Source organism: Sphingobium sp. WR1 (assembly GCF_059693745.1).
The window spans coordinates 25,884-51,396 of record NZ_JCATID010000028.1 but is presented as its reverse complement, the minus strand read 5'-3'; the positions used below and the strand labels follow the sequence as shown (position 1 = coordinate 51,396).

The following is a 25,513-nucleotide window of genomic DNA, read 5'->3' as shown; positions in this document are numbered from 1 at the left end:
CTGTCCTCTCCTTATTGCTTCAGGCCCAGCATGGCCCGTGTCTCGCCCGCGCTCGCCACGTCGCCGCCGATCCGCTCGATCAGTTCGACGCCCCAGCGCACCATCTCCGCATTGTCGGCCGCCATCCGGCCGCGCCGCAGATAGATTGTGTCCTCGAACCCGACGCGGATATTGCCGCCCAGCAGAGCCGACTGCGCCGCCATCGGGAAACTATGCTTGCTGACGCCAAAGCCCGTGAACTGGGTTCCGCGCGGAATCTGGTTCCTGGCATAGAGCATCGCCTCGGGCGTCGCCGGCAAGCCATATTTGGTCCCCAGGACGAAGGTGAAGGGGACATTTTTCGGGATCGCGCCCTTCGCCATCAGATCGTCGGCAAAGACGAAATCACCCGCCTCGAAACATTCGATCTCCGGCAGCACGCCCGCATCCTGGATCATGTGCCCCATTTTGGTGATCATAGGATCGAGATTGATCGCCACCCCGCCCCACAGCTGCATCGTGCAGATATCGAGCGTGCACATATCGGGCTTGAGGTCGAGGATATGCTCCAGCCGCCGCTCCGCCGTGAACATCAATGTGCCTGGGCCGCATACCGCCGGATCATCCTCCCCCTGCATCCAGGTGCAACCCGGCCCGGTGGTGACGTTCAGGATCACCTCTTCATTCTTCGCACGGATCAGCCCGACCACCTCCCGATAATCTTCCAGCGCCTGCGACGGGTCGCCCGTCTCGCGGTCGCGCACATGGACGTGGATGATCGACGCCCCGGCCTCCGCCGCCGCCAGCGCCTCCCCGGCGACATGGTCCGGGCGAAAGGGAAAATTCGGATGCGCCGGCATCGGTGAACTTCCCGTCACCGCGCAGGTCACAAATAGCTTGCCAGCCAATCTACCTCTCCTGTTCACTGTCGGCTATGCTGCCGACCGCAGGCCCCAGGGTCTTGCAGAGGAGAAGGCCCGCAAGAAGGCCGCTGGATGTCCCATTATTGCGAGTAACTGGATAAGGCATGGCACAAAGGGAAGAATTGTCGCGGTTCCTGAAAGCCGCTCGCGCCAAGCTGGCGCCGTCCGAAGTCGGCCTGCCGGCGGGCGAGCGCCGCCGCACCCGCGGCCTGCGGCGCGAGGAAGTGGCGACGCTCGCGGGGATGAGCGTCACCTGGTATACCTGGTTCGAGCAAGGACGGGAGGTGCAGCTTTCCGCGCCGATGCTGGAGCGCCTGAGCCACACCCTGCGCCTCAGCGCCAATGAACGCGAATTTCTCTTCGCCCTCGCCCAGCATCGCCCGCCGCCGCTGGCGCGTCGCCCCGACGAAACCATCCATGCGGGCACCCAGCATCTGATGGACAGCCTCTCCATTCCGGCGCTGGTGATGGTGGAGGACTGGACGGTGATCGGCTGGAACCGCCTCGTCGCCCATGCCTTCCGCGATTACGGCCAACTACCCCGCGAGGACCGCAACCTCTTCCGCATCCTGATGCTCAACCCGCGCTATCGCGCCGACCCGGACAAGTTTCAGGATATGTGCCGCCGCCTGATCGCCCGCTTCAAATGGGACTATAGCCGCACCGCCCAGCCCGAGGTGTTCGACGGCATCATCGCCGACATGATGGAACAGTCCGAATTTTTCCGCCGCTACTGGCAGGAATCGGAAATCATGGCGCATTTCGAGGACACGAATATCGCCGACATGCCGGGCGTCGGCGAAATCATGTTCCGCCACACCAGCTATGCAATCGAGGAAGCGCCGGGCCAGCGCCTGCTGCTGTTCGCGCCGCTGGATGAGTTGAGTGCGCAGCGGCTGGCCAGGCTGGTCGCGGAAATGGAGGCCATCGTTCCGGCATGAGCTTGTCGTCTCCGCAGGGACGGCGAAAGATATATTTTCTCAGTTCGTCTCGCGCTTCAGCCGCTCCGTCAATGCGTCGATTTCTTCCGGCTCCAGCAGCCAGGTGCGCGTCTTGCGTCCTTCCCGATGGACGGGCTGGGTCAGCAATATGCGGGCCTGCGCCTTGGCATGAGGCTTGTAGAGGCCGAAATGGACGGCGCAGTCGCGGATCGTGCCGATCAGTGGCGGCTTTCCATCCAGGTCGATCATGGTCGCGGGCTGATCCCAGGGGATGCCGGCGACACCGGGAAATTTTTGTTCCATGGATCTGCGACACCACGCTCCGGCGTTGAAATCAAGGCCTAACCGAGCAGCGCCATCAGGATCGGATCGCCGGTGGCGCGCGGATCGCGTCGAATTTCCGCCTCCTCCCGCCCGATCGCGCGGAAGATGGCATCGCCGATCTGGCCCGACACATTGTCGGCCATCGCCGCATAATCCTTGCCGCCGCTGGCGGACAGGGCGGCCGACAGCATTTCGAACATATCCGACCGCAGCGCCCGCGACGCACCGGGCAGCAGCGCCTCGACCACCGATCCGCGCGCTTCCCGCGCCAGCAGATCGGTCGCCGCGGTCGGCCCGCCGCGCAGCACCGACACCGCATCGGCCAGCGTCATGCGCTGCACCGCATTCATCACGATCGGCGCGGCATTGTCGGCAAGATCCACCGCCACGTCATTGAGCGCCATCGCCACCCGGTTCCGCACGGCGTTGGTGCGCAGCAGCGCGGACAGCACGGCGCCGCCCTTCCCGCCGCCCAGGTCGGGCGGCGCGATCCGTGTCAGTTGATCATCGTAGAAACCGCCCGGTTCGGTCAGCCGGGCGAAGGCCCGCTCACTCGACAATGTCAGCAGCCGACGCACCGCGTCCTCAACGGTATAGCGCCCCATGGGCGTCGCACAGGCCGCCAGCGGCAGCAGCGCCAGGGCCGCGATCAGGCTGCGCCTGTCGGAAAGGCCGAATGATTGCTCCAAGACGCATCTCCCTTTTCGTGGACGACGCTATGGCTTCGCCAGCCTTGCCGGGCGCTGAACGCATATCCCTGCGGTAGTTATTTGCCAAATAGCGCCCGCACCGCGTCCGGCACGCGCTCCGCCCGCAAGCCACCCGGCCGGCTGGCGTCCGGCACGGTCCAGACCCGCTTTTCGGTGCATTCCACGCATAGTTTCCCGTCCAGCGACAGTCGGTGCGCCACGGCGAAGCTGCTATTGCCGAAGACCGGCGCGCCCGCCTCCACCAGCGCATCGTCGCCATAGGCCGTCGGCACGAAGAACCGCGCCGACACGTCGACCATCGGGAAACCGGCAAAGGGCATGGTCGCCATCATCTCGCGCTTCTTGGGCAGGCCGGCGCGCTCGAACAACAGCATCGTGCTCTCCCCGAAAATATCGAAATAGCGTGGCGCATGGACGATGCCGGCGGGGTCGCAATGCCCCCATTCGATGCGGACGATCCGCTGGAGAAAGGCGTTCACGCGAGGATGGTCTTTCCTTGATTTATAGTCTTTTCCGCCATCTCCTCGGGGGTCGGCGGGATCGGGACAAGAAGCCCGCGCTGCACCGCGGGCCGCGCTGAAATCCTGTCGAACCAGCGCTGAAGATGGGGAAAACCGCTCATGTCGACGCCGGCCCAGTCATGCCCCCGCACCCAGGGGAAGCAGGCGATGTCGGCGATCGAATAGTCGCCGACCAGATAGTCGCGATCCTCCAGCCGCTTGTCCATGACCTCGAACAGGCGCTGGCTTTCACGCACATAGCGGTCGATCACCGACGGCAGTTTCTCGTTAAAATAGCGGTTAAACACGGTCGCTTGCCCCATCATCGGGCCAAGGCCGGACATCTGCCACATGACCCATTGGATGACGCGACTGCGGTCCTGCGGATCGGCGGGGATGAAGTGCCCGAATTTCTCCGCCAGATAGAGCAGGATCGCGCCGGATTCGAAGATGGCGAAGTCTCCGGCATCATGATCCACCAGGGTCGGTATGCGGCCATTGGGGTTGAGCGCCACATACCAGTCCTGCTTCTGCACCCGGTCGGTCAGCGAGATCGGCGTCACCTGATAGGGCACGCCCAGTTCCTCCAGCAGGATCGATACCTTCCAGCCGTTGGGCGTTTCCGACGTCAGCAGTTCCAGCATCCTATTCTCCGGCTTTTCTTTCCCCATCCAAAGCAAAGCCTTGGCACCGCTACAAGACGAGTGGCGGCGCTATCATTGAAACTGACAGGTTGAGCGGCATCTTCTGCCGGGTAGCATCACTGATAGTATCGACAGACGACTTGCGGCCTGCGCGATCGCCGGCCAGTTTCATGCCCGAAGGCGCATCAGACGCCATAACCATAAGGTGAGGATGAACAGCGCATGTTGACGCTCTACAGCTTCGGTCCGGCCGCCAATAGCCTGAAGCCCCTGCTGGCCCTCTATGAAAAGGGGCTGGAATTCACCCCCCGCTTCGTCGACCCGACCCGGTTCGAACATCATGAAGACTGGTTCAAGGCGATCAACCCGCGCGGGCAGGTGCCGGCGCTGGATCATGACGGCCATAGAATCGACCGTCATCTGCGAATATCTGGAAGACGCCTTCCCCGACGCGCTACGCCTGCGCCCGATCGATCCGGTGCAGATCGCGGAAATGCGGGTCTGGACCAAATGGGTGGACGAATATTTCTGCTGGTGCGTGTCCACCATCGGCTGGGAGCGGATGATCGGCCCGATGGCGCGCAAGCTGTCCGACGAGGAATTCGAGGACAAGGTGAAGCGTATCCCCGTTCCCGAACAGCAGGTCAAATGGCGTAGCGCTCGCGCCGGCTTCCCCCAGGCGGTCCTGGACGAGGAAATGCGCAAAATCCGTGTGTCGATCGACCGCCTCGAAAAGCGCCTCTCGCAAAGCCCCTGGCTGGCAGGCGAGGACTATACGTTGGCCGACATCTGCAACTTCGCGATCGCGAACGGGATGCAGTTCGGCTACGCGGACATCGTCAACCAGGACGCGACCCCGCATCTGGTCGCCTGGATCGATCGCATCAACGCCCGCCCCGCCGCCCAGGCCATGTTCGCCAGATCGCAGAGCGAAATGCCGCCCCGCGCCGCAGCGACGGCGGCCTGATCCATGGGCTGGCAGGACGAACCGCCCGCCGGGCAACTGCGCATGTATCATATCCCCGGCTGCCCCTTTTCCGAACGGATCGAGCTGCTGCTCGACCTCAAGGGGTTGCACGGCATCATGGCCGATCATGAGATCGACATATCGCAGCCGCGTCCCGACTGGCTGCTCGCCAAGACGCGCGGCACCACATCGCTCCCCGCGCTAGAGCTGGAAAATGGCGAGACGCTGAAGGAAAGCATGGTCATCATGCGCTATGTCGAGGATCGTTTTCCCGATCCCCAGGTGGCGCGACAAGACCCTTATGAACATGCGGTCGAGGCGATGCTGTGCACGACCGACGGCCAGTTAACCAGCGCGGGCTATCGCATGATCCTGAACCGCGACCCGGCCAGGCGCGAAGAGCACAAGGCCGAGGTCGACGCCCAATATGTCCGGCTGGACGATTATCTCCGCCATTATGCGCCCGACGGCGACTATCTGTTCGATCGCTTCGGCTGGGCGGAGGTCGCCTTCACACCAATGTTCAAGCGGCTCTGGTTCCTCGACTATTATGAGGGCTATCAGATCCCGCAACACCTGAACCGGCTGCTGCGCTGGCGCGAGGCCTGCCTGTCGCATCCCGTTGCACAGCGCCATCACAGCCATCGCGAGCTGATGACGCTCTATTATGATTATGCCCAGGGCGGCGGCAATGGTCGCCTTCCCGAAGGCCGCAGCATCTCCAGCTTCGCCCTCGATCCCCCCTGGCACAGCCGACCCCTGCCGCCGCGCGACAAATGGGGCGCGCCCGCCACCGACGCCGATCTCGGCCTCCTCCCCGCATAAGGACATAGCCATGCCCAACACGCTCCAGCATTATATCGATGGCCAATGGGTCGACAGCCAGGGCGGCCGCACCATCGCCGTCATCAACCCCGCCACCGACCGTAGCACCGCCGACCTGATCCTGGGCACCGCCGCCGATGTCGACACGGCGGTGAAGGCCGCGCGTCGTGCCTTCGAAACCTTCTCCCGGACCAGCCGGGAGGAGCGCATCGCCCTGATCGAACGGATCATCGCCGAATATCAGAAGCGCGTTCCCGACATTGCCCGCGCCATCGCCACCGAAATGGGCTGCCCTATTTCCATCGCCCAGACCGCGCAGGCGAGTTCGGGCCTCGGTCATCTGGGCCAGGCACTGGCGGCGCTCAAAAATTACGAATTCGGCGAGAAGATCGGCAATAACCGCGTCGTGCGCGAACCCATCGGCGTGGTGGCGCTCATCACCCCCTGGAACTGGCCGATGAACCAGATCGTCGCCAAGGTCGGACCGGCGCTGGCCGCTGGCTGCACCATGATCCTGAAACCCTCCGAAGAAGCGCCCAGTTGCGCCGCCATCTTCGCCGAGGTGATGGACGCAGCGGGCGTGCCGGCCGGCGTCTTCAACCTCGTACAGGGTGACGGCGAAGGCGTAGGCACCGCGCTGGCCAGACATCCCGACATCGACATGGTCAGCTTCACCGGCTCGACCCGCGCGGGCATCATGGTGGCGAAGAACGCTGCCGATACGGTCAAGCGTGTCGCGCAGGAACTGGGCGGCAAATCGCCCAACATCATATTGGAAGGCACGCCGCTCGACGTGGCGCTGCCCGGCGGCGCGGGCGGCGTGCTGCTCAACAGCGGACAGAGCTGCGTCGCACCGACCCGGATGCTCGTCCATCGCTCCCAGCATGACGAGGCCGCGGAAAAGGTCGGCGCGCTCTTCGCCGCGAAGAAGGTCGGCGATCCGCAGCAGGAGGGCGACCATATCGGCCCGGTCGTCAGCCAGCGGCAATGGGACCGCATCCAAAGCCTCATTCAGACCGGCATCGACGAAGGCGCGACGCTCGTCACCGGTGGCACCGGCCGGCCCGAAGGGCTGGACGCGGGCAGCTATGTCCGCCCCACCGTCTTCGCCAATGTCACGCCCGACATGACCATCGCCAAAGAGGAGATTTTCGGCCCCGTCCTCGTCCTCATGCCCTATGCGGATGATGAGGACGCGATCCGCATCGCCAACGACACGCCCTATGGCCTGGGCGCCTATGTCGCCGGCGACCCGGCCCATGCCGCCAAATTCGTCAGCCGGCTGCGCGCCGGCGCAGTGTTCGTCAATGCGGGCGGCCTCGCCTTCGACATGCCTTTTGGCGGCTACAAACAGTCGGGCAATGGCCGGGAGTTCGGCAAGTTCGGGCTGGAGGAGTTTCTGGAGGTCAAGTCGGTCATCGGCGCCCTGCCCGAAGAGGTGGCCTGATGGCGAGCCTGCCGATCGATGCCGATATAGAGGACAGCGCGCGGCAGGCTCCCGCACTGATCCGCTATCTCGACGAAGGCGATTTCGTCACCCGCCGCTATGTATCGCAGGGGGTGGAAATCAACACCGGCCGCTATAGCGAACATCGCATGATCGTGCGCGACGGCACACCTATGCGTGACCATTTCCGCTTCGACACCCATGGCTTTCTGCTCGGCAGGCATCGCAGCGCGATCAACGATTTTTTCGACAAGGAGGAAGTCGACCGACACTATCCGCGCGAATGCGAGGAAGCGATCAGGGCGCTCACCGGCGCGTCCTGCGTGTCGGTGGGCGGCTGGATGATCCGCACTTCCGCCGATCTCACCGCCCGCGCGCAGGAGAAGGTGGAAGATTACCGTCACGAAGGCGGCATCCAGCCGCCTGCGGGCGAGGCGCATGTCGACTATGATGAGATCACCGGCCGCCGCGCCGCCGAACGCGCCTATGCCGCCGCCTTCCCGGACGGTCCAGGCTATCGACGCTATGTCTGCGTCAGCTTCTGGCGCAGTTTCTCCCCCGGCCCGCAGGACTGGCCTCTGGCCGTGTGCGACGGCCGCACCGTATCGGACGAGGAAGCGACGTCCAACACCTTGTTCGTGGTGGACGAACTGCCGACCGGCGATGCACTGACCGCCCCGGTCGCGGGCGAAGAGCAGATGATCGCCGCCTCCATCTTCCGCCACCGCCCCCGCCATCGCTGGTGGTATTTTTCCAACATGGCGGTCGACGACGTACTGCTGTTCAAATTCCAGGACAGCGACCATGATGTCACCTGGCGCTGTCCCCATACCGCTTTCCACGATACCAGCCTGCCGGACACGAAAACCCGGTCCAGCATAGAAGTGCGGGCGGTGGCCTTCTTCGAATAGGCTGTTCCGTTCACGCGAACGAACAAAGATCAGAACCCGCGGGCGCCGTCGAGCGACCGAGGTTGCTCATCATCAGACGCTGACAGGTTGCCTAAATCGCCGCCCCGATATAATCAGACAATATATGGGGCAGCAGACTTTCATCGCCGTCGACTGGGGCACCACCAATCGCCGCGCTTATCGCATCGACAACGGCGTCGCTGTTGGAACCGAGCGGGATTCGCTCGGTGTGACGACGGTGCCATCCGGCGGCTTCGAAGAGGAAGTGACCCGACTGCGCGACCGGCATGGCGGCGCGCCGGTGGTGCTCGCCGGCATGGTGGGCTCCAACCGCGGTTGGGTGGATGCGGGCTATGTCTCCACCCCCGCGACGCTGGAGACGCTCGCCGCCGCCGTGGTGCGGCCGATGGAGGGCGTGCTCATCATCCCCGGCGTCCGCCATATGGCGGACGGACGCGGGGACGTGATGCGCGGCGAAGAGGTCCAGCTTCTGGGCGCGATCGCTGCCGGCATGGCGCCTGCCGACGCGCTGCTCTGCCAGCCCGGCACCCATTGCAAATGGGCCTGGATGGAGGAGGGCGTCCTGTCCGCCTTCGTCACCGCGATGACCGGCGAGATGTTCGCGCTGCTGAAAAATCATGCCCTGATCGGCCAGGAGATGACCGGCGAGGTGACGCCCGGCGACGCCTTTGCGCAAGGTGTGCGGGACGGCGCGCACGGCGATCTGCTTGCCTCACTCTTCGGCGTGCGTCCCGCCAGCCTGCTCGGGCTGCGCGACCGCGAAGAGGCCGCATCCTATGTCAGCGGCCTGCTGATCGGCGCCGATTGCGCCGCCCATGCGGGGAAAGGCGACGTCCATCTGCTGGCCGACCCGGCTCTGGGCTCGCTCTACGGCCGGGCCATTACCGAACTGGGCGGCACGGTGCTGCCGGTCGACAGTCACGCGGCCTTCATCGCCGGCGCGATCCGCCTTTGGGAGTATCTGTCATGAGCCTCGATTTCGCCACCGCTTTTGCCAGCTGCCCGCTGGTCGCGATCCTGCGCGGTGTCCGACCGGACGAGGTCGAGCCGATCGGCGATGCGCTGGTCGCGGCCGGATTCACCCTGATCGAAGTGCCGATGAACTCGCCGGAACCGCTCGACAGTATCGGCAGGCTGGCGCGCCGTTTCGCGGGGCGGGCGCTGGTCGGCGCCGGCACCGTGCTGACGACGGAGCAGGTCGCGCAGGTGCAGGATGTGGGCGGGCAGCTCATCATCTCGCCCAACAGCGACCTTGCCGTCATCGCGGCGACGGCGAAGGCCGACATGATTTCCATGCCCGGCTATTTCACTCCCTCCGAAGGCTTCGCCGCGGTCCAGGCCGGCGCCACCGCGCTCAAGCTCTTTCCCGCCGAAGCCGCCACCCCCGCCGTGCTCAAGGCGCAGCGCGCCGTCTTCCCCAAGGATCTGCCGGTGCTGGTCGTCGGCGGCATCACCCCCGGCAATATGGGACCATGGCGCCAGGCGGGCGCGAACGGATTCGGCCTTGGCTCCGCTCTCTACAAGCCCGGCGCCACCGCGCAGCAGGTCGGCGACGCCGCCCACGCCTTCATAAGTGGCTGGAAAGACTTGCAGGACTGACCGACAGGCACTTTTCATGACAGGGCAGCGTCTTTTTCATGAAGAAAGACGTCCTTGAACTTTCATATCCCTGCCGCTTTACTTTCGCGGACATGACCCAAAGCCGCGCTATGCGCGTCGGCGGGGGTCTTGATCATGCTGAAGCTTTTGCGCACATTCTTGTTCGCGAGCCTGACGGTAATGGCCGCGACCGGAACGACCGGCAGCCGACCCGTTGCCTACGCCGCTCTTGACGGATTGAACGCCGTCGCGCCGGCCGACGGGCGCCTGTCGGTCATGACCTATAATGTGAAGGGTCTGCCCTGGCCGATCGCCTGGGGGCGGGAGGAGGCGCTGGCGAAGATCGGCGACCGGCTGGCCAGCCTGCGCCGTGAAGGGCGGCAACCGCATGTCGTTCTGCTCCAGGAAGCCTTCACCCCGGAAGCCGCCGCCATCGCTCGACGCGCCGGCTATGCCCATGTCGCCGCCGGCCCGGACGCCGCATCGATCGCCCCCCTGACCGCGACGGCGCAGGATCGCGCCTATCTGGCGCAAGGGCGCTGGGATCGAGGCGAGGCGATGGGCAAGCGCTTCGGCAGCGGCCTGCTGATCCTGTCCGACTATCCGATCGTCGGACAGACACGCATGGCCTTTCCCGCCTTTGCCTGCGCCGGGTTCGACTGCCTCGCCAACAAGGGGGTGCTGGTCGCGCATCTCGCGGTGCCGGGCTTTGCCGCACCGGTCAGCATCGTCAACACCCACCTCAACGCGCGCAAGGCGGCGGGTGTATCCATTGCCCGTTCGCAGCAGGCTTTCGCGCGGCAGGTCGGGCTGCTGGCCGAGTTCGTGCGGACGCAGGTGCCCCAGGGACAGACGCTGATCCTGGGCGGAGACATGAATATCGGTGGCGATCCCGCCCGCAACGCCGCCTTCTTCGGTCGATGGGCGCGCGCTGGCCAGGGTTTCGTCACGCCGACCCTTGGCGGCATACGCCGCGCCCTGACCCTGCCCGGCCAGGCCGATCGCGCCGACCTCAACGCCTCGGCCGAACGCGCCAAGGACTGGCTGTTCGCCCGCGATGCCAGCGGTCGCCCCATGGCGGTGGCGCAGGCGGTGGTTCCCTTCGGCCAGGAAGCGGACGGCGCACCGCTTTCCGACCATTATGGCTATGCCCTAACCTATGCTCCGACCGGTCAACCGGAGGAGACGAGCGTCCGCCTGGCGGCCTTGACGGTGGAGGCGCGGCCATGAAGCCGCTGCTCGCCGGTCTCGCCCTTTTGCCCTGCCTTTGCCCGTCTGCGCTCGCGCAGATCCACTCGATCGACCAGACGGCCCGCTTCACGCTGAAACCGCCGGTACGGCTCACGCTGCTGCGCGTCCCGGCCCGGTTGCGGCGCGCGGCGCCGCTCATGTCGACGGACGCGCCGCCGGCCCGTGACGAGGCGGCCGTGACCTTCAGCATCGCGCGGCAGACGATGCAGTTTTCGCAGCAGCGTGAGAGCGGCGCGCGCGCCGCCACGCCCCTCGCAGGGCATCTTTCCCGCACGCGCGTCCGGACGCTTCGAGTCGAAGGCGTGCTTCCGGTGGATGATCGCGCGACCCTGCGCCTCGGCTGGTCGGGCGGCAAATATAGCAACCGCAACGCCAATGCGACCGCTGCCTATACCAACGCCAATCTGCGCTCAAAGGATTGGTTCCAACCGTATGCCGCCCTGCATTGGGCAGCGGGACGCGACCTGCTGCTACGCGCTGCCTATGATGAAAGCCTGCTTGCCTACGCCGATATCGGCATGAGCGGTCCACTGGCGCTGACGCGCGAGGATTTTCGCGCCTTGCAGGGGGAACTACGCCCAGAACGGCACCGCCACCTCACCTTTGGCGCCGATTGGGCGGTGACGCCCGCGCTACGCATGTCACTGGACCTCTATGGTGGGCGACTCAGTGATCGCCTGGCCTTCGCGGACGGCAGCGCGCTGCCGTTCAATCGCGGTTCGGCCGACCTGCGCGGCGGCATTCTGACCGCTACGCACCGCCTGACGCCCCATTTCAGCTGGTCGCTGCGCTATGGCCGCGCCATTGTCGACCGGGTCGAGGGCAGCACGGCGCATGAGACGCAATTCGCGGCCGAAGGGCGTTGGCAAGCCGGGCCATGGCGCGCCAGTCTGCGCGCCGCACGAGCCACAACGCCCGCCTTGTTATCGCCGACCGACCTGCATGACCGCCCGATCCGCGTTTCGGCCGCGGTCAGTTGCCAGCCGGCGGCCGCGCCGGGATTGACCATCGGCCTGCGCCTCGCCGATCCCGACCGGCTCGCCAGCAGCATCTTCACCAGCCCCGTTGCGCCGCTCGGCCTGCGCGCGCAGGATCAGGCCCGCAGCGTAATGCTGTCGGCGAGCCTTGCCCTCTGACTGCCATTTTTTTGTAGCCTTCCCCGCTTATCGCTCCGCGCTTCATGACGGGAGCAGTAGCATGACGGGTCGCCTGTTTTCCACTTTTGCCATCGGAACCGGCCTGACCTTGTCGGCCATGGCGGCTGCCCAGGACGGGACCGACGCTCCGTCGCCGCCGCCCGCGCCCGTGGCGATCCGGCTGGCCGCGCCCGAAGCGAACCAGGGCGTCGCGTCGGACGGCACTCATGTCTATGCGATCGATAATGACCGGATCGGCAAATATCGCATCGCCGACGGCCGCCGTGTCGCCAGTTGGCAGGGCGAGCGCCGCCTCTTCCCGCATATGAACAGCTGCACCGTGGCGGCGCGCGAGCTGATATGCGCCGCGTCCAACTATCCGGCCGTGCCGCAGACCAGCGCGGTCGAGATTTTCGACACGCGGACGCTGCGACATCTGCGCACCGTCAGCCTGGGGCTTGGGCCCGGATCATTGACCGTGATGGATCGTCATGCCGGTAAATGGTGGGCCGTCTTCGCCAATTATGCGGGCAAGGGCGGCGAACCAGGCCGCGACCATCGCTACACGCTGCTGGCACGGATGGACGATCAGTTCCGGCAGGAAGCGGCCTGGACCTTCCCGCCTGCCGTGCTTGCGCGGTTCGCGCCAAAAAGCTGTTCCGGCCTGAGTTGGAGCAACGACGGGCGCCTGTATGTCGCGGGTCATGACCGGCCGGAAATCTACGAATTGGCGCTGCCCGATGCCGGATCGACGCTGGAGCTGCGTCGCACGATCGGCTTCGCGTCGCCCGGCCAGGCGATCGACTGGGATCCGGTGAAGACGGCGCTGCTCTGGTCCATCGACCGCAGCGCCCATGCCATGATCGGCAGTCGCATAGAGTGAAAGACGGCAGATGCCGCCCTATTCCGTAAAATGCTAATGCGATTGACTCGCATTCCTTTCTTCCTCTAACGGAGCGCGCAAGTCACATCCATCTGGGGGAAGCCCATGTATCGCCATCTGCGCCGCTTGTTTCTGGCCGGCGCCGTCGCCATAGTTCCCGCCGGCCAGGCGCTGGCGGCGCCCCTGGCAGACGCGGGCGCTGCGGTTGGCGACGAATCCAGCATCGTCGTTACAGGCGTGGCGAACCAGGCGATCACCTCCGCCACCGGCCTGTCGCTAACCCTGCGGGAAACGCCGCAATCGATCAGCGTCATCCATCGCGAGCGGATCGACGATTTTGCGTTGACCAACGTCAATGACCTGCTGGCGCAGGCGGTCGGCATCAATGTCGAGCGGGTCGAAACCGACCGCACCTATTTCAATTCGCGCGGCTTCGACATCACCAGCTTCCAGCTGGACGGCATCGGTCTGCCGCTGATCTGGGGCATCCAGTTCGGCGATCTCGACACGGCCTTGTTCGAGAATGTCGAGACGATCCGCGGTGCCAATGCGCTGCTGACCGGCATCGGCAATCCGTCCGCGACCATCAACTATGTGCGCAAGCGGCCGCTCGATCATTTCCAGGCCAAGGGCAGCGTACAGCTCGGCTCCTGGGATCTGTGGCGCGCGGAAGGCGATGTGTCGGTGCCCATCACCGACACGGTGGCGGCGCGCGTCACCTACGCCCATCAGGAGCGCGACTCCTATCTGGATTATAACCGCAACAATCGCGACGTGATGAGCGGCATCGTCAGCTGGCAGGTAACATCGCAGCTCAAGGCGACGGTCGGCTATAGCCGCCAGGAAAATAACAGCGACGGTGTGCTCTGGGGGGCGCTGCCGCTGGTCTATAGCGACGGCACGCATGTCGCCTATCCGCGCTCGGCATCGACCTCGGCCGACTGGACCTATTGGAACACGACCGATACCACAGCCTTCGCCGAACTGGCCTATGGATTCGCCAATGGCTGGTCGGTGAAGGGCGTCTTTACCTATAAAAGGTTCGAGGAAAACGCCAAGCTGCTGTATGCCTATGGCACGCCCGATCCAGTCACCGGCCTGGGCGTCCATGGCATGGCGGGGCTTTATCCGTCCGATTACAAGCAATATCTGGGCGATTTCTACGCGTCCGGCCCGGTCAGCCTGTTCGGTCGCGAACATAGCCTGGCATTCGGCCTGTCCACCGCCAAGCGGGACGGCTGGGAATATGAAGGCGCCTCATCCGAGGATATCGTCTACCCGCCGGTCAGCCAATGGGATCAGGGATCGATCGCCGAACCCGCCTTTGCTGACACCTATCTCGCGGGCCGCAGCACCGACAGGCTGACCCGCGCTTATGGCGCTGCGCACCTGAACCTGACCGACAATCTCAAGGCCGTCGTCGGGGCCAGCGCCATGTGGCTGAAATCCACCGGCAACAGCTATGACAGCGACCTTTATCGCAAGGATAGCAAGCTCAGCCCCTATGCCGGGCTGGTCATGAACCTGACGCCCAATGTCTCGCTCTACGCCAGCTATACCGACATCTATAATCCGCAGACCGAAGTCGATGTGAACAATGTCCGGCTCGATCCCGCCAAGGGGACGAGCATCGAGGCCGGGGTAAAGAGCGAATGGCTGGACGGCAGGCTCTACGCCACTGCCGCCATCTTCCGCGCGAAGCAGAACGGGCTGGCCGAATTTGCGGGCGTGTTCGGCCCGGATAGTGCTGGACCTGCAAATGAAAGCTATTATCGCGGAGTCGATACCACGTCCAAGGGATTCGAATTGGAGATTGCGGGGCATATCACGGAAAACTGGTCGCTAAGCGGCGGCTATACCTGGCTCGATATCGAAGACCCGGATGGCAACGACACACGCACCTGGCTGCCGACCCAGACGCTGAAACTGTCCAGCACCTATCGCCTGCCCGAATTCAACGACCTGAAGCTGGGCGCCCAGCTGCGCTGGCAGAATGCGATCCGCACCGCGGTCGATGTCGGCACCTATCGGCAGAGGGGCTATGCCGTGCTCGACCTGATGGCAGGCGTCCGTGTCGTCGATCATGTTCGCGCCAGCATCAATGTCCGCAACGTCACCAACAGGCGCTATCTCAACAGCCTGATGTGGGGCCAGGCCTATTATGCGCCGCCGCGCAATGTGCTGGCGACGCTGAGTGTGGAGTATTGATGGCATGAGGGTCGGGGCGAAGCGACGCCAGGAGGGGTGGCGTTATCGCGGCAATGTCGCGCTGCGTGCCCTGGCCGGGACGGTCGGCGCCTATCTGGTGGCCGCGCTGGTGGCGGCCATGCTGGCCCGCACCCTGCCGATGAGCCGGGTCGAAGCGGTGACGAGTGCCACGATGATCGCCTATCTGGTCGCACCCGCGATAACGATCTGGGCCTTTCTGGCGCGTGGCCCCTGGCGTGCGCTGGCGGGCGTGGCGCTGGCCTCCGGCCTGCTCGCGCTCATCGCCTGGCTGGCCGGGCCGGTGGCATGAGCAGCGCGACAAACATGGTGCGCGACGGCGCGCGCCAATGCATGGCCTGGCTGCACGGCTGGACCGGGCTATTGCTCGGCCATATCCTCTTCATCATGTGCCTCACCGGCACGCTCACCGTGTTTAAGTCGGAAATCAGCCGCTGGATGCGACCGGAAACGGTGGCGGTGACCCCGCCCGCCGACGCGATCCTCGCCGCTACCCGTTGGCTCGAACGCAATACGACGGGGTCGACCGGCTGGTATCTCGCCGCGCCGGACGGCCGCGCCAATACGGTGGAGGCGACCTATGACAGCGACGGGACATATCTGACCCAGGCGCTCGACCCGCTGACCGGCACGCCGGTCCTGCGCGAGACGCTGGGCGGCGAATTTTTCTACCGCCTCCATTTCGAACTGGAATTGCCCTATCCCTGGGGCCGGCTGCTCGCGTCGCTGGCGGCGATGATGATGCTGGTCGCGCTCGTCACCGGCATCATCGCCCACAAGCGCATCTTCAAGGATATTTTCACCTTCCGCCCGGCAAAGGGGCAGCGCAGCTGGCTTGACGGCCATAATGCGCTGGGCGTGCTGGCCATGCCGTTCCACATCATGATCACCTTCACCGGTCTGTTGACGCTGGCCTCGCTCAACCTGCCATGGGGCATCGTGTCGGCCTATGGCGAGGATGTCGCCACCCTATATGCCGATCTGACGCCGGGGTCGGTGACGCGCGCCGCAACCGGGGAAAAGGCGCCGCTCGCGCCGATTGCGCCGATGCTGGCGACGGCGCAGCGCCATTTCGGCGGCACGCCGATCGGCCGCGTCAATGTCTTCAATCCGGGCGACAAGGGCGCCGTCGTCACTGTCTATCCGTCGGATGCCGACGCCATCGGCTATATGCCCGGCGAGATCAGCTTCGACGGCGCGACCGGCAGGACGCTCAAGGTCTGGACCGAGGGGCGAGCGGGCATCCGCACCTATCAGACCATCTACGGCCTGCACATGGCACGTTTCGCGCCGTCGCTCACCCGCTGGCTCTATTTCCTGGGCGGCGCGATGCTCACGCTGGCGATCGCGACGGGCATGATCCTCTGGATCGTCAAGCGCCGGGAGCGCGCCCCGCTCTCGATCGGCAATCGCATCCTCGAACGGCTGAATGTCGGCGTGCTGACCGGCGTGCCGATCGGCGCCGTCGCCTTCCTGCTGGCCAACCGCTTGCTGCCGCTCGGCATCGCAGCCCGCGCCGAAGCGGAAGTGTCGACCGCGCTCTGGACGGCAGGAGCAGCCGTCCTAGCGGGCCTGTTCCTGCCGCCGGCCATCGGTTGGCCGTTGCTGCTCGGCGCGCTCGCCATCGCCTGCCTATGCACCGCGCTGCTGGGGCCGATCTGGGCCGACGAGCCGCTCATGGCGATCGTCAACCTGATGCTGCTGGCCATTGCGGGCGCGTTGCTGCCGGTCATCCTGCGCCAACTGCGACGGAAGCAGGCGCCCCTCGTGACGCGGCGACGGGCGGTACCGGCATGATCGTCACCGCTGGACTTCTCTATCTCGGTCTGTTCGCGCTGGCCGCCAGCATGGATCGCCACCGCCGGGCGCTTGCCGGTCCGTGGCACCAGCCCGCTGTCGCGCCGCTGCTCGCACCAGGCGGATGGTGCTTGCTGGTACTGTCCCTGTGCAGCATCACGCCACTCTGGCAGGGCGGGGTCGGCCTGGTCAGTTGGTGCGGACTGTTGCCGTTGGTCGGCGGCCTCCTCATGCTCGGCCTCACCTACCGGCCCGCCTGGCTACGACCGGGACTGGTCGTGGCTGGCCTGCTCATTCTCGCCGGCCTTATCCTTCGCGCCTGAGCGTCATTCCTTCATGTCGATGGTCGCGATGACGCCGCCGCCTTCCGCATTGCGCAGCCGTACCGACGCCTCGAAGCTCATCGCCAGCGACCGGACGATGGTCAGCCCGATCCCGGTGCCGTGCCGCCCGCCCGGCTGGCCGCTGGGGCCACGGGTGAAGGGTTCGAACATCTGGTCGATCTGGTCCGCGGCGATACCGGGACCATGGTCCCGAACCTGGATCAACAGCCGCCCGCCCGCGCGCGCGCAACCGATCTCCGCACTGCCGCCATATTTGACGGCATTGTCGACCAGATTGGCGATACAGCGGGTCAGCGCATTGGGCTTCACGCGCGCCGATCCGCCACAGCCGCCCGAAAAACGCACCGGCTGCCCCAGATCCTGGGCATCCTCGACCATGCTGGCAAGTAGGGAATCGACATCGACCACCGACCATTCCTCACGGGATTCGGTGCTGCTGGCGAGATCCAGCCCCTCCCGCACCAGGGTCTGCATCGCCTGAAGATCGACCAGAAGCCGATCACGCAACTCCATATTTTCAACCAGTTCCAGCCGCAATCGCATTCGGGTAAGCGGTGTCTGAAGGTCGTGACTGATCGCGGCGAGCAATTGCGTGCGTTCGGCGAAACCGGCGCGGGCGCGGCGCTGCATCAGGTTGAATGTCGAAAGCGCCGCCCGCACCTCCTCCGGGCCGGTGGCCGGTATTTCCTCCGGGTCGAGCGAGAGGGAAAAGGATTCCGCCGCACGCTCCAGCCGTCGCAGCGGCTTGGACACGAAGCGCGCAACCAATATCGCCAATCCGGCCGATGCGGCAATGATCACCAGCAGGTAAAGCGGATTGAACACGGTGCTGGGCGGTTTGGCGATACGGGGAAAGGTCAGCGCCATGGCGCGCCGCTGGCCGCCAATGTCGGTAAACCGCACGACCCAGCAATCGGGCTTCGGCGCGTCGATCAGCCCTGCCGCACGGTCCTTCCGTTCCTTCGGCGGGAAGCACAGGCCTACCGGAATCTGCCCCGCCTCGGGCTGCGATTGGTTGCCGAACCGCTCCTTCAACGCCGCTTCCAGGTCGGCGTCAGGCTCGCCAATCGCAACCCCCTCCGGCTCGGGATAGGCGCCGACGATATTGTGCGCGGCCATCATCGCCCCGACCTGCACGGGATCGCGCCGCAGCCGGGCGGCGATGTCGACCGCGCTCGCCACCACGCGCTGCCGCCGCACCCGCTCGAAATCACGATGGCGTGCCTGTTCTGCAACCAGTAGCGCGATAATCGCGGCGACCGACATGCCGACGGTGAGGATCAGGAAGATCTGCCCCGCCATCGTGCCGAAGAAAGCGCGCACGCGCTGCACCGACCGGGGGATCATGAATAGTCGACCCCGCTCGCCAGCACATAGCCTTCGCCACGCACGGTCAGGATCAGTTCGTCCCCGCCCCGGATCGCGGCCAGCTTCTGACGCAGCCGGCTGACCTGAAGGTCGATCGACCGGTCGAAGGCTGCCGTCGCACGGCGTTCGGGCAGCAACGTTTCACGCGCCAGCACGACATTGGGTTCCTCGATGAAGCGGCTAAGCAGGCGGAACTCGGCGGAAGAAAGCATCACCAGCCGCTCGTCGGGCGCGACCAGCCGCCGCTGCTGCAAGTCCAACCGCCACGGTCCGAAATGAGCATAGCGCATTGCCCCGCCACGCGATGTGGGCTCACTGCGCGCCCGCCGCAGCAGATTGCGGATGCGCACCAGCAGTTCGCGCGGTTCGAACGGCTTGGTCAGATAATCGTCCGCGCCCAGTTCCAGCCCCAGCACACGGTCGATCGCGCTGCCGCGTGCAGTGACCATGATGATCTGCACCTCGGCGCCTTCGGCCCGCAATTCTCGGCACAGAGACAATCCATCACCATCGGGCAGGTTGAGGTCGAGCACGATCAGGTCGACCGGCTCGTCGCGAAGCGTCTGGCGCAAATCGATCAGGTTGGATGCCGACAGCAGGCGATAATTTTCCTGTCGCAACTGACCGACGATCAGTTCGCGAATATCTGCGTCGTCATCGACCACCAGCACCGTGGCCGGCCGGGCAAGGGCAAAGTCAACCATGGCTCCTCCCTAGCGCCGACTGCGCGAAAAGTCTGCGTCCCTCTGCCGCCGATACAGGCTGATACAAAGCGATACGCGCCGCGACCCGCCGACCCAATCGGAAAACAAGTCACGCTATGACGTGACAGGCAAAATGGACATGACATTCACGTCGGCATCCCTCCGCCGACACAAAGCGGAGCCCTTGCGATGACCCTTCCCGCCATCATGGCAGGAAAGCCCGATTGGACAGGCCGGATTAACGGCGCACATTCCCTCCCCTCCCCCTTGTGCGCCCGATCCACCCCCTTTCCACTCCGGGTGGCGTCGCGAGGGCCCGTAACTTTGACGCCCAAGGACTGAACGCCGACCCATGCCGACTTCCGCCCATCTTCACAGCCTTCGGGTCGCACCGATTGCCGTCCTCATGCTGCTTGCCGCATGTGGTCAGGAAAAGGCTCCCAAGAAAGGACCGGCGGAAGTCGGCGTGGTGACGCTCACCACCCAGAATGTGACGGTGGCGAGCGAACTGCCCGGCCGCACCGTGTCGACCATGGTGTCGGAGGTGCGGCCGCAGGTGGCCGGCCTGATCCAGAAACGCCTCTTCACCGAAGGGTCGATGGTCAGCGCCGGCCAGCCGCTCTACCAGATCGACCCGCGTCTCTATCGCGCCTCGCGCGACGAAGCACTCGCCACATTGGCAAGCGCCGAGGCAACGGCCGCCGCGGCGCAGGCGAGGGCGCAGCGCTATCGCAGCCTGGGCGACACGGAAGCCGTCAGCGCGCAGGACCGCGACGACGTGACCGCCACCGCGCGGCAGGCGAAGGCGGCCGTGCAGCAGGCCAGGGCCACGCTCCAGACCAGCAACGTGAACCTGGAATTCACGCTGGTCCGTGCGCCTATCAGCGGCCGGATCGGCCGCACCCTCTTCACCCCCGGCGCGCTGGTGACGGCGAGTCAGGCCGATCCGCTGACCACCATCCAGCAGCTCGACCCGATCTATGTCGACGTGACCCAGTCGAGCACGCAACTCTTGCAGTTGCGCCGTTCGCTGGCGGCAGGCAAGACACTACCCGCCAGCGCCACCATCCGGCTGAAGCTGGACGACGGCACCGATTATCCGCTGGAAGGCCGCATCGAGTTCGCCGAACCGATTGTCGATGTGAACAGCGGCACGGTGACGCTGCGCGCGCGCTTCCCCAATCCCGACGGGCTGCTGCTGCCCGGCATGTTCGTCCGAGTCGTCGCGCCGCAGTCGGTGGTGCCCGGCGCGATTCTGGCCCCGCAGCAGGGGATAACGCGCGACCCAAAGGGCAATGCGACCGCGCTCGTCGTCAACAGGGCGAACAAGGTCGAGCGCCGCATCGTCACCGCGGCTCAGGCGATCGGCGATAAATGGCTGATCACCGCGGGCCTGAGCGCGGGCGACCGGCTGATTGTCGAAGGCACCGACAAGGTGCAGCCCGACGACATGGTCAAGCCCGTCGCCGTCGCGGCGGCGAAGTAGGAGCTTCGCCGTGCTGAGCCGCTACTTCATCGACCGGCCCATTTTCGCCTGGGTCATCGCCATCGGCATCATGCTGGCGGGCCTTGGCGCCATGCTGTCGCTGCCGATCGCCCAATATCCCGACATCGCCCCTCCGGGCGTGGGCATCAGCGCCACCTATCCCGGCGCATCGGCCGAAACCGTCGAAACCAGCGTCACCCAGGTCATCGAACAGCAGCTGACCGGCATCGACGGCCTCATGTATTTTTCCTCCTCGTCGACGGCGACGGGGCAATCGCGCATCACCGTCACCTTCGAGAAAGGCACCGATCCCGACACCGCGCAGGTGCAGGTGCAGAACCGCGTCCAGCAGGCGCTGAGTCGCCTGCCCAATGCGGTGCAGCAGCAGGGCCTGACCGTCACCAAGCAGCAGACCGATTTCCTGATGCTGGTCGGCCTCTACGACGAAACGGACAATGCCACCCAGGCCGACATTTCCGACTATCTGGTCAATAATTTCCAGGATTCGATCGCGCGCCTGGACGGTATCGGCGCGACGCAGATTTTTGGGTCGCAATATGCGATGCGCATCTGGCTCGACCCCTACAAGCTGGCGGCGGTCAAGCTTATGCCGTCCGATGTGGAAAGCGCGATCCGGGCGCAGAATATTGAGGTTTCCGCCGGCCAGATCGGCGCCGACCCGGCCCCCGTCGGCCAGCAGATCAACGCCACGGTGACGGCGCGCGCGCGCCTCCAGACCCCCGATCAGTTCCGCAAGATCATTGTCAAGACGCAGAGCGACGGGTCGATCGTCCATCTGTCCGACGTCGCGCGCGTCGAACTGGGCAACGAAAGCTACACCACCTCCGCCCGCCTCAACGGCCATCCCGCATCGGGCATGGCGCTCCAGCTGGCGCCGGGCGCCGACGCGCTCAAGACCGCCGAACTGGTGAAGGCGCGGGTGGCGGAGCTGTCCGCCGGCCTGCCGCACGGCTTCAAGGTCGTCTATCCGCGCGACACCACGCCCTTCATCAAACTGTCGGTCGAAGAAGTCATCCAGACGCTGATCGAGGCTGTCGCGCTGGTCGTGGTGGTGATGTTCGTCTTCCTCCAGAGCTGGCGCGCAACGCTGGTGCCGGCCATTGCGGTGCCGGTCGTGCTGCTTGGCACCTTCGGCATCCTCGCCCTGTTCGGCTATTCCATCAACACGCTGACTCTGTTCGGCATGGTGCTGTCCATCGGCCTGCTGGTCGATGACGCGATCGTCGTGGTCGAAAATGTCGAACGCATCATGGAGGAGGAAGGCCTTTCCCCACGCGATGCGACGATGAAGTCGATGGACGAAATCGGCAGCGCATTGGTCGGCATTGCGCTGGTCCTGTCCGCCGTGCTGCTGCCCATGGCCTTCTTCGGCGGATCGACCGGCGTCATCTACCGGCAATTCTCGATCACCATCGTCTCATCCATGCTGCTGTCGGTGGTGGTCGCGCTGATCCTGTCCCCCGCGCTCTGCGCCACCCTGCTCAAGGGGTCGGACGAGGAGAAGCGCCACAAGGGCTGGGCCGGCAAGTTCAACCGCTGGTTCGAGCGGATGACCGGCGGCTATATCCGTCGCACCGAACAGGTGATGAGCCGGCGCAAGCTGTTCTGGGGCGCCTATGTGCTGGTGCTGGCCGTGCTGCTGCTGCTGTTCGTGCGCCTGCCATCCAGCTTCCTGCCGGTCGAGGATCAGGGGCAGGTGATGGTGCAGGTCACGCTGCCGGCCGGCGCCAAGTCGAGCCGCACCAACGCGGCGATCGACCAGGTGCAGAATTATTTCCTGAACGACGAAAAGGACAATGTCGCATTCGCCTTCATCATGACCGGATTCAGCTTCCAGGGGCAGGGGGAGAATGTCGGGCAGGGCTTCATCAACCTTGCCCCCTGGGATGATCGAAAGGGCGCGGCAAACACCGCCGGCGCAATTGCCGGCCGCACAACCAAGCAACTGGCTGCGATCCGCGATGCAAAGATATTGGCGATGACCCCGCCCGCCATTCGCGGCCTCGGCCAGTCCAACGGCTTCACCTTCGAACTGCTGAACACCGGTGGGCTCAGCCGCGACCGCTTCCTGGATCTGCGCAATCAGCTACTCGCCGCCGCAGCGAAAGACCCGATGCTGGCCGGCGTCCGGGCCGCATCTCTGGAGGATACGCCCCAGCTCAAGGTAGATATCGACACCGAAAAACTTGCGGTTCTGGGTCTGACCCAAGCCGATGTCGACGATGTGCTGAGTTCCGCCTGGGGCAGCAGCTATATCAATGATTTCGTCGATCGCGGGCGTGTGAAGCGCGTCTATATGCAGGCCGACGCACCCTATCGCGCTCTGCCCAGCGACCTGGACAACTGGATGGTGCGCTCCAGCAGCACCGGCGAGATGGTGCCCTTCTCGGCCTTCGCAACCACCCATTGGACCATGGGGCCAAGCACGGTGTCGCGCTTTAACGGGCTGTCCTCCTTCGAGATTCAGGGCCAGGCCGGCGAAGGCGCCAGTTCGGGCGAGGCGATGGATCGGATGGTCGAGTTGCAGAAGCAATTGCCCGCCGGCACCAGCTATGCGTGGAGCGGCCTGTCCTATCAGGAACAGCTTTCGGGCGGACAGGCACCTTTGCTCTACGGTCTGTCGGTGCTGGTGGTCTTTCTCTGCCTCGCCGCCCTCTATGAAAGCTGGTCGATCCCGCTGGCGGTTCTGCTGGTGATTCCGCTCGGGCTGATCGGCGCGGTGATCGCGGTCTGGGCGCGCGGGCTGGAGAACAACATCTTCTTCCAGGTCGGACTGCTCACCACCATGGGTCTGGCCGCGAAAAATGCGATCCTGATCGTCGAGTTCGCCGAACTGGCGCATCACGAGGGCAAAAACGCATGGGACGCCGCGCTGGAAGCGGCCCGGCTGCGCTTCCGCCCGATCCTGATGACCAGCCTCGCCTTCATCGCGGGCGTCATTCCGCTCGCGATCGCCACTGGTGCGGGCGCCCAGAGCCGCGTCGCGATCGGCACGGCGGTTATCGGCGGCATGACCACGGCGACAGTGCTTGCGGTCTTCTTCGTGCCGCTCTTCTTCTTCACCATCGCCCGCCTCTTCGGCAGCGACAAGCCGAAGGCCGCGCCACCTGCCGCTGCATCCGGCGCGGGAGTTCCGGCATGATCCGCGCACGTCTGTCCCTGAGCGCCGCGCTGCTGCTGGCCGGTTGCAACATGGCGCCGCATTATGAGCGCCCCGCCCCACCCGTGCCCCCCGCCCTGCCCACCGGCGATGCCTATGCGCCGCGGACGGACGCCAGGGCTGGCCTGGCCTGGACGCAACTGGTGCAGGATGCGAAGCTCAAGACCGTGATCGAACGGTCGCTGACAAACAACCGCGACCTGCGCGCCGCGCTCGCCAACGTCCAGTCGGCGCGCGCGCAATATAAGGTGCAACGTGCCGCACAATTGCCCACTCTGACCGCCGATGCCGGCGCCAGCTTCACCCGGCAGAATGATGTGCGGCAGAACAGCTATAGTGCGGACCTGGGCTTCAGCGCGTTCGAGATCGACCTGTTCGGCCGGCTGCGCAATCTGAGCGAATCGGCACTGGAATCCTATTTGGCGACCGAGGAAGGCGCGCGATCGACCCGGATCACGCTGATCGCCGAGACGGCGACCGCCTATGCGACATTGGCAGCGGACCAGGACTTGCTGGCCCTGTCGCGCCAGACACAAGAAAGCGCCCAGCGCACGCTCGACCTCACCCGTTCACTCAATGCCGCTGGTCTGGCTGGCAAGCTCGACGTGCATCAGGCCGAAACCACGGTGGAGCAGGCGGCGTCCGACGTCGCGGCCAACATCACCCAGGTCGCGCAGGACCGCAACGCGCTCGACCTGCTTGCGGGCGCTCCCATCGAGGAGACCTTGCTCCCCGTCTCGCTCGACAGCCTGATCGCCGGCGTCGCCAGGGTCCCCGCCGGCCTGTCGTCCGACATACTGCTCCAGCGCCCCGACGTGCTTCAGGCGGAACATCAGCTCAAGGCCGCCAACGCCGATATCGGCGCCGCGCGCGCGGCGATGTTCCCGAGGATCAGCCTGACCTCCGCGATCGGCGTCGCCAGTTCGGCGCTGTCGTCCCTGTTCACCGGCGACGCTTTCGCCTGGTCGGCGAGCCCTTCGGCCAGCCTGCCCATTTTCGGCGGGGCGAACCGGGGCAATCTCGATTACAGCAAGGCGCAGCGCGACCTCTATCTGGCCCAATATGAGAAGGCGATCCAGACCGCCTTTCGGGAGGTGGCCGATGCGCTGGCGCGAGACGGCACGGTCGACGCCCAGCAGGCGGCACAGCAGCGGCTGGTGACGGCCAGCAGCCGCGCCTATGATCTGGCCGACCAGCGCTATCGCGCGGGTGTCGACACCTTTCTCACCGCGCTCACCAGCCAGCGATCCCTCTACAGCGCGCGTCAGTCGGCGATCGCGACCGATCTCGCCCTGGTTAGCAATCGCATCCTTCTCTACCGCGTGATCGGCGCGGACCAGTAGCGA

24 protein-coding genes and 1 pseudogene are annotated in these 25,513 nt (G+C 65.3%); 18 read left to right on the top strand and 7 right to left on the bottom strand.

All coding sequences use genetic code 11. From position 1 onward, the window contains the following. Nucleotides 1-11 precede the first annotated feature (11 nt). The gene (locus AC58EF_RS23990) at nucleotides 12-869 is read right to left on the bottom strand and encodes a beta-keto acid cleavage family enzyme (protein WP_497279006.1); all 858 of its coding nucleotides are present in this window, start codon (nucleotides 867-869) and stop codon (nucleotides 12-14) included. Nucleotides 870-1,006: 137 nt separating this feature from the next. On the opposite strand from AC58EF_RS23990, the gene AC58EF_RS23985 reads away from it, so the two are divergent. Further along, nucleotides 1,007-1,843: a helix-turn-helix transcriptional regulator gene (locus AC58EF_RS23985; protein ID WP_497278997.1), complete on the top strand. Its 837-nt coding sequence runs from the start codon at nucleotides 1,007-1,009 to the stop codon at nucleotides 1,841-1,843. A gap of 39 nt (nucleotides 1,844-1,882) precedes the next feature. Here the strand turns inward: AC58EF_RS23985 and AC58EF_RS23980 are convergent, their stop codons facing one another. The 4 genes from AC58EF_RS23980 to AC58EF_RS23965 all read right to left on the bottom strand — a co-directional run bounded on the left by AC58EF_RS23980 (nucleotide 1,883) and on the right by AC58EF_RS23965 (nucleotide 4,021). Further along, nucleotides 1,883-2,146, bottom strand: coding sequence for a hypothetical protein (locus tag AC58EF_RS23980; RefSeq protein WP_497278996.1), 264 nt, complete (start codon nucleotides 2,144-2,146; stop codon nucleotides 1,883-1,885). Nucleotides 2,147-2,184: 38 nt separating this feature from the next. Further along, nucleotides 2,185-2,856 carry a DUF4197 domain-containing protein gene (locus AC58EF_RS23975; protein WP_497278995.1) on the bottom strand — a complete coding sequence of 224 codons (672 nt, stop codon included), beginning with the start codon at nucleotides 2,854-2,856 and terminating at the stop codon, nucleotides 2,185-2,187. A gap of 77 nt (nucleotides 2,857-2,933) precedes the next feature. Beyond that, nucleotides 2,934-3,356, bottom strand: a complete 423-nt coding sequence (locus AC58EF_RS23970) for an acyl-CoA thioesterase (RefSeq protein ID WP_497278994.1) — start codon at nucleotides 3,354-3,356, stop codon at nucleotides 2,934-2,936. Then, nucleotides 3,353-4,021: a glutathione S-transferase family protein gene (locus tag AC58EF_RS23965; protein ID WP_497278993.1), complete on the bottom strand. Its 669-nt coding sequence runs from the start codon at nucleotides 4,019-4,021 to the stop codon at nucleotides 3,353-3,355. Before AC58EF_RS23965 ends, AC58EF_RS23970 begins: the two co-directional genes overlap by 4 nt. A 222-nt stretch (nucleotides 4,022-4,243) precedes the next feature. On the opposite strand from AC58EF_RS23965, the pseudogene AC58EF_RS23960 reads away from it, so the two are divergent. The 14 genes and pseudogenes from AC58EF_RS23960 to AC58EF_RS23895 all read left to right on the top strand — a co-directional run. Beyond that, a pseudogene (locus tag AC58EF_RS23960) lies at nucleotides 4,244-4,366 on the top strand (glutathione S-transferase family protein); the annotation flags it as partial. Nucleotides 4,367-4,415: 49 nt separating this feature from the next. Continuing rightward, nucleotides 4,416-4,988 carry a glutathione S-transferase family protein gene (locus AC58EF_RS23955; RefSeq protein WP_497278992.1) on the top strand — a complete coding sequence of 191 codons (573 nt, stop codon included), beginning with the start codon at nucleotides 4,416-4,418 and terminating at the stop codon, nucleotides 4,986-4,988. A 3-nt stretch (nucleotides 4,989-4,991) separates the two neighbouring features. Further along, a complete protein-coding gene (locus AC58EF_RS23950) occupies nucleotides 4,992-5,813 on the top strand; it encodes a glutathione S-transferase family protein (RefSeq protein WP_497278991.1) in 822 nt (273 codons plus the stop codon). 10 nt (nucleotides 5,814-5,823) lie between these two features. Beyond that, nucleotides 5,824-7,260: an aldehyde dehydrogenase family protein gene (locus AC58EF_RS23945; protein ID WP_497278990.1), complete on the top strand. Its 1,437-nt coding sequence runs from the start codon at nucleotides 5,824-5,826 to the stop codon at nucleotides 7,258-7,260. Then, on the top strand, nucleotides 7,260-8,171 hold the full coding sequence (locus tag AC58EF_RS23940) for a CmcJ/NvfI family oxidoreductase (protein ID WP_497278989.1): 912 nt from the start codon (nucleotides 7,260-7,262) through the stop codon (nucleotides 8,169-8,171). The genes AC58EF_RS23945 and AC58EF_RS23940 overlap by 1 nt, the downstream gene beginning before the upstream one ends. Before the next feature lie 124 nt (nucleotides 8,172-8,295). Next, nucleotides 8,296-9,162 carry a 2-dehydro-3-deoxygalactonokinase gene (locus tag AC58EF_RS23935; protein ID WP_497278988.1) on the top strand — a complete coding sequence of 289 codons (867 nt, stop codon included), beginning with the start codon at nucleotides 8,296-8,298 and terminating at the stop codon, nucleotides 9,160-9,162. After that, complete coding sequence (locus AC58EF_RS23930) at nucleotides 9,159-9,791, top strand: 2-dehydro-3-deoxy-6-phosphogalactonate aldolase (protein ID WP_497278987.1); 633 nt, start codon at nucleotides 9,159-9,161, stop codon at nucleotides 9,789-9,791. Before AC58EF_RS23935 ends, AC58EF_RS23930 begins: the two co-directional genes overlap by 4 nt. Before the next feature lie 135 nt (nucleotides 9,792-9,926). After that, on the top strand, nucleotides 9,927-11,021 hold the full coding sequence (locus tag AC58EF_RS23925) for an endonuclease/exonuclease/phosphatase family protein (RefSeq protein ID WP_497278986.1): 1,095 nt from the start codon (nucleotides 9,927-9,929) through the stop codon (nucleotides 11,019-11,021). Beyond that, entirely contained in the window at nucleotides 11,018-12,178 is a 1,161-nt protein-coding gene (locus AC58EF_RS23920) for a TonB-dependent receptor domain-containing protein (protein ID WP_497278985.1), read from the top strand. The genes AC58EF_RS23925 and AC58EF_RS23920 overlap by 4 nt, the downstream gene beginning before the upstream one ends. 61 nt (nucleotides 12,179-12,239) lie before the next feature. Next, on the top strand, nucleotides 12,240-13,061 hold the full coding sequence (locus tag AC58EF_RS23915) for a hypothetical protein (RefSeq protein WP_497278984.1): 822 nt from the start codon (nucleotides 12,240-12,242) through the stop codon (nucleotides 13,059-13,061). Nucleotides 13,062-13,166: 105 nt separating this feature from the next. After that, the gene (locus AC58EF_RS23910) at nucleotides 13,167-15,269 is read left to right on the top strand and encodes a TonB-dependent siderophore receptor (RefSeq protein ID WP_497278983.1); all 2,103 of its coding nucleotides are present in this window, start codon (nucleotides 13,167-13,169) and stop codon (nucleotides 15,267-15,269) included. Nucleotides 15,270-15,273: 4 nt separating this feature from the next. Further along, entirely contained in the window at nucleotides 15,274-15,579 is a 306-nt protein-coding gene (locus AC58EF_RS23905) for a ketohydroxyglutarate aldolase (RefSeq protein WP_497278982.1), read from the top strand. Continuing rightward, entirely contained in the window at nucleotides 15,576-17,084 is a 1,509-nt protein-coding gene (locus AC58EF_RS23900; protein ID WP_497278981.1) for a PepSY-associated TM helix domain-containing protein, read from the top strand. Before AC58EF_RS23905 ends, AC58EF_RS23900 begins: the two co-directional genes overlap by 4 nt. Then, nucleotides 17,081-17,407 carry a DUF3325 family protein gene (locus tag AC58EF_RS23895; RefSeq protein ID WP_497278980.1) on the top strand — a complete coding sequence of 109 codons (327 nt, stop codon included), beginning with the start codon at nucleotides 17,081-17,083 and terminating at the stop codon, nucleotides 17,405-17,407. Before AC58EF_RS23900 ends, AC58EF_RS23895 begins: the two co-directional genes overlap by 4 nt. A gap of 3 nt (nucleotides 17,408-17,410) precedes the next feature. Here AC58EF_RS23895 and AC58EF_RS23890 read toward each other — a convergent pair whose 3' ends face one another. Both AC58EF_RS23890 and AC58EF_RS23885 read right to left on the bottom strand, forming a co-directional pair. After that, nucleotides 17,411-18,775, bottom strand: coding sequence for an ATP-binding protein (locus AC58EF_RS23890; protein ID WP_497278979.1), 1,365 nt, complete (start codon nucleotides 18,773-18,775; stop codon nucleotides 17,411-17,413). Then, entirely contained in the window at nucleotides 18,772-19,500 is a 729-nt protein-coding gene (locus AC58EF_RS23885) for a response regulator transcription factor (RefSeq protein WP_497278978.1), read from the bottom strand. Before AC58EF_RS23885 ends, AC58EF_RS23890 begins: the two co-directional genes overlap by 4 nt. Nucleotides 19,501-19,852: 352 nt before the next feature. On the opposite strand from AC58EF_RS23885, the gene AC58EF_RS23880 reads away from it, so the two are divergent. Genes AC58EF_RS23880 through AC58EF_RS23870 form a run of 3 tightly spaced genes read left to right on the top strand, consistent with a single transcriptional unit; the run spans nucleotide 19,853 to nucleotide 25,510 of the window. Continuing rightward, complete coding sequence (locus AC58EF_RS23880) at nucleotides 19,853-20,986, top strand: efflux RND transporter periplasmic adaptor subunit (protein WP_497278977.1); 1,134 nt, start codon at nucleotides 19,853-19,855, stop codon at nucleotides 20,984-20,986. Between the two features lie 10 nt (nucleotides 20,987-20,996). Then, nucleotides 20,997-24,149: an efflux RND transporter permease subunit gene (locus AC58EF_RS23875; protein ID WP_497278976.1), complete on the top strand. Its 3,153-nt coding sequence runs from the start codon at nucleotides 20,997-20,999 to the stop codon at nucleotides 24,147-24,149. Beyond that, nucleotides 24,146-25,510 (top strand): efflux transporter outer membrane subunit, encoded by a 1,365-nt coding sequence (locus AC58EF_RS23870; protein WP_497278975.1) that lies wholly within the window; start codon nucleotides 24,146-24,148, stop codon nucleotides 25,508-25,510. The genes AC58EF_RS23875 and AC58EF_RS23870 overlap by 4 nt, the downstream gene beginning before the upstream one ends. Nucleotides 25,511-25,513: the final 3 nt, after the last annotated feature.

Excerpts from the sequence above, each read along its gene's own strand:
- AC58EF_RS23985 (WP_497278997.1), top strand. The coding sequence starts at position 1,007 with ATGGCACAAAGGGAAGAATTGTCGCGGTTCCTGAAAGCCGCTCGCGCC.
- AC58EF_RS23980 (WP_497278996.1), bottom strand. The coding sequence starts at position 2,146 with ATGGAACAAAAATTTCCCGGTGTCGCCGGCATCCCCTGGGATCAGCCC.
- AC58EF_RS23965 (WP_497278993.1), bottom strand. The coding sequence starts at position 4,021 with ATGCTGGAACTGCTGACGTCGGAAACGCCCAACGGCTGGAAGGTATCG.
- AC58EF_RS23955 (WP_497278992.1), top strand. The coding sequence starts at position 4,416 with ATGACGGCCATAGAATCGACCGTCATCTGCGAATATCTGGAAGACGCC.
- AC58EF_RS23950 (WP_497278991.1), top strand. The coding sequence starts at position 4,992 with ATGGGCTGGCAGGACGAACCGCCCGCCGGGCAACTGCGCATGTATCAT.
- AC58EF_RS23945 (WP_497278990.1), top strand. The coding sequence starts at position 5,824 with ATGCCCAACACGCTCCAGCATTATATCGATGGCCAATGGGTCGACAGC.
- AC58EF_RS23940 (WP_497278989.1), top strand. The coding sequence starts at position 7,260 with ATGGCGAGCCTGCCGATCGATGCCGATATAGAGGACAGCGCGCGGCAG.
- AC58EF_RS23935 (WP_497278988.1), top strand. The coding sequence starts at position 8,296 with ATGGGGCAGCAGACTTTCATCGCCGTCGACTGGGGCACCACCAATCGC.
- AC58EF_RS23930 (WP_497278987.1), top strand. The coding sequence starts at position 9,159 with ATGAGCCTCGATTTCGCCACCGCTTTTGCCAGCTGCCCGCTGGTCGCG.
- AC58EF_RS23925 (WP_497278986.1), top strand. The coding sequence starts at position 9,927 with ATGCTGAAGCTTTTGCGCACATTCTTGTTCGCGAGCCTGACGGTAATG.
- AC58EF_RS23920 (WP_497278985.1), top strand. The coding sequence starts at position 11,018 with ATGAAGCCGCTGCTCGCCGGTCTCGCCCTTTTGCCCTGCCTTTGCCCG.
- AC58EF_RS23915 (WP_497278984.1), top strand. The coding sequence starts at position 12,240 with ATGACGGGTCGCCTGTTTTCCACTTTTGCCATCGGAACCGGCCTGACC.
- AC58EF_RS23910 (WP_497278983.1), top strand. The coding sequence starts at position 13,167 with ATGTATCGCCATCTGCGCCGCTTGTTTCTGGCCGGCGCCGTCGCCATA.
- AC58EF_RS23905 (WP_497278982.1), top strand. The coding sequence starts at position 15,274 with ATGAGGGTCGGGGCGAAGCGACGCCAGGAGGGGTGGCGTTATCGCGGC.
- AC58EF_RS23900 (WP_497278981.1), top strand. The coding sequence starts at position 15,576 with ATGAGCAGCGCGACAAACATGGTGCGCGACGGCGCGCGCCAATGCATG.
- AC58EF_RS23895 (WP_497278980.1), top strand. The coding sequence starts at position 17,081 with ATGATCGTCACCGCTGGACTTCTCTATCTCGGTCTGTTCGCGCTGGCC.
- AC58EF_RS23890 (WP_497278979.1), bottom strand. The coding sequence starts at position 18,775 with ATGATCCCCCGGTCGGTGCAGCGCGTGCGCGCTTTCTTCGGCACGATG.
- AC58EF_RS23885 (WP_497278978.1), bottom strand. The coding sequence starts at position 19,500 with ATGGTTGACTTTGCCCTTGCCCGGCCGGCCACGGTGCTGGTGGTCGAT.
- AC58EF_RS23880 (WP_497278977.1), top strand. The coding sequence starts at position 19,853 with ATGCCGACTTCCGCCCATCTTCACAGCCTTCGGGTCGCACCGATTGCC.
- AC58EF_RS23870 (WP_497278975.1), top strand. The coding sequence starts at position 24,146 with ATGATCCGCGCACGTCTGTCCCTGAGCGCCGCGCTGCTGCTGGCCGGT.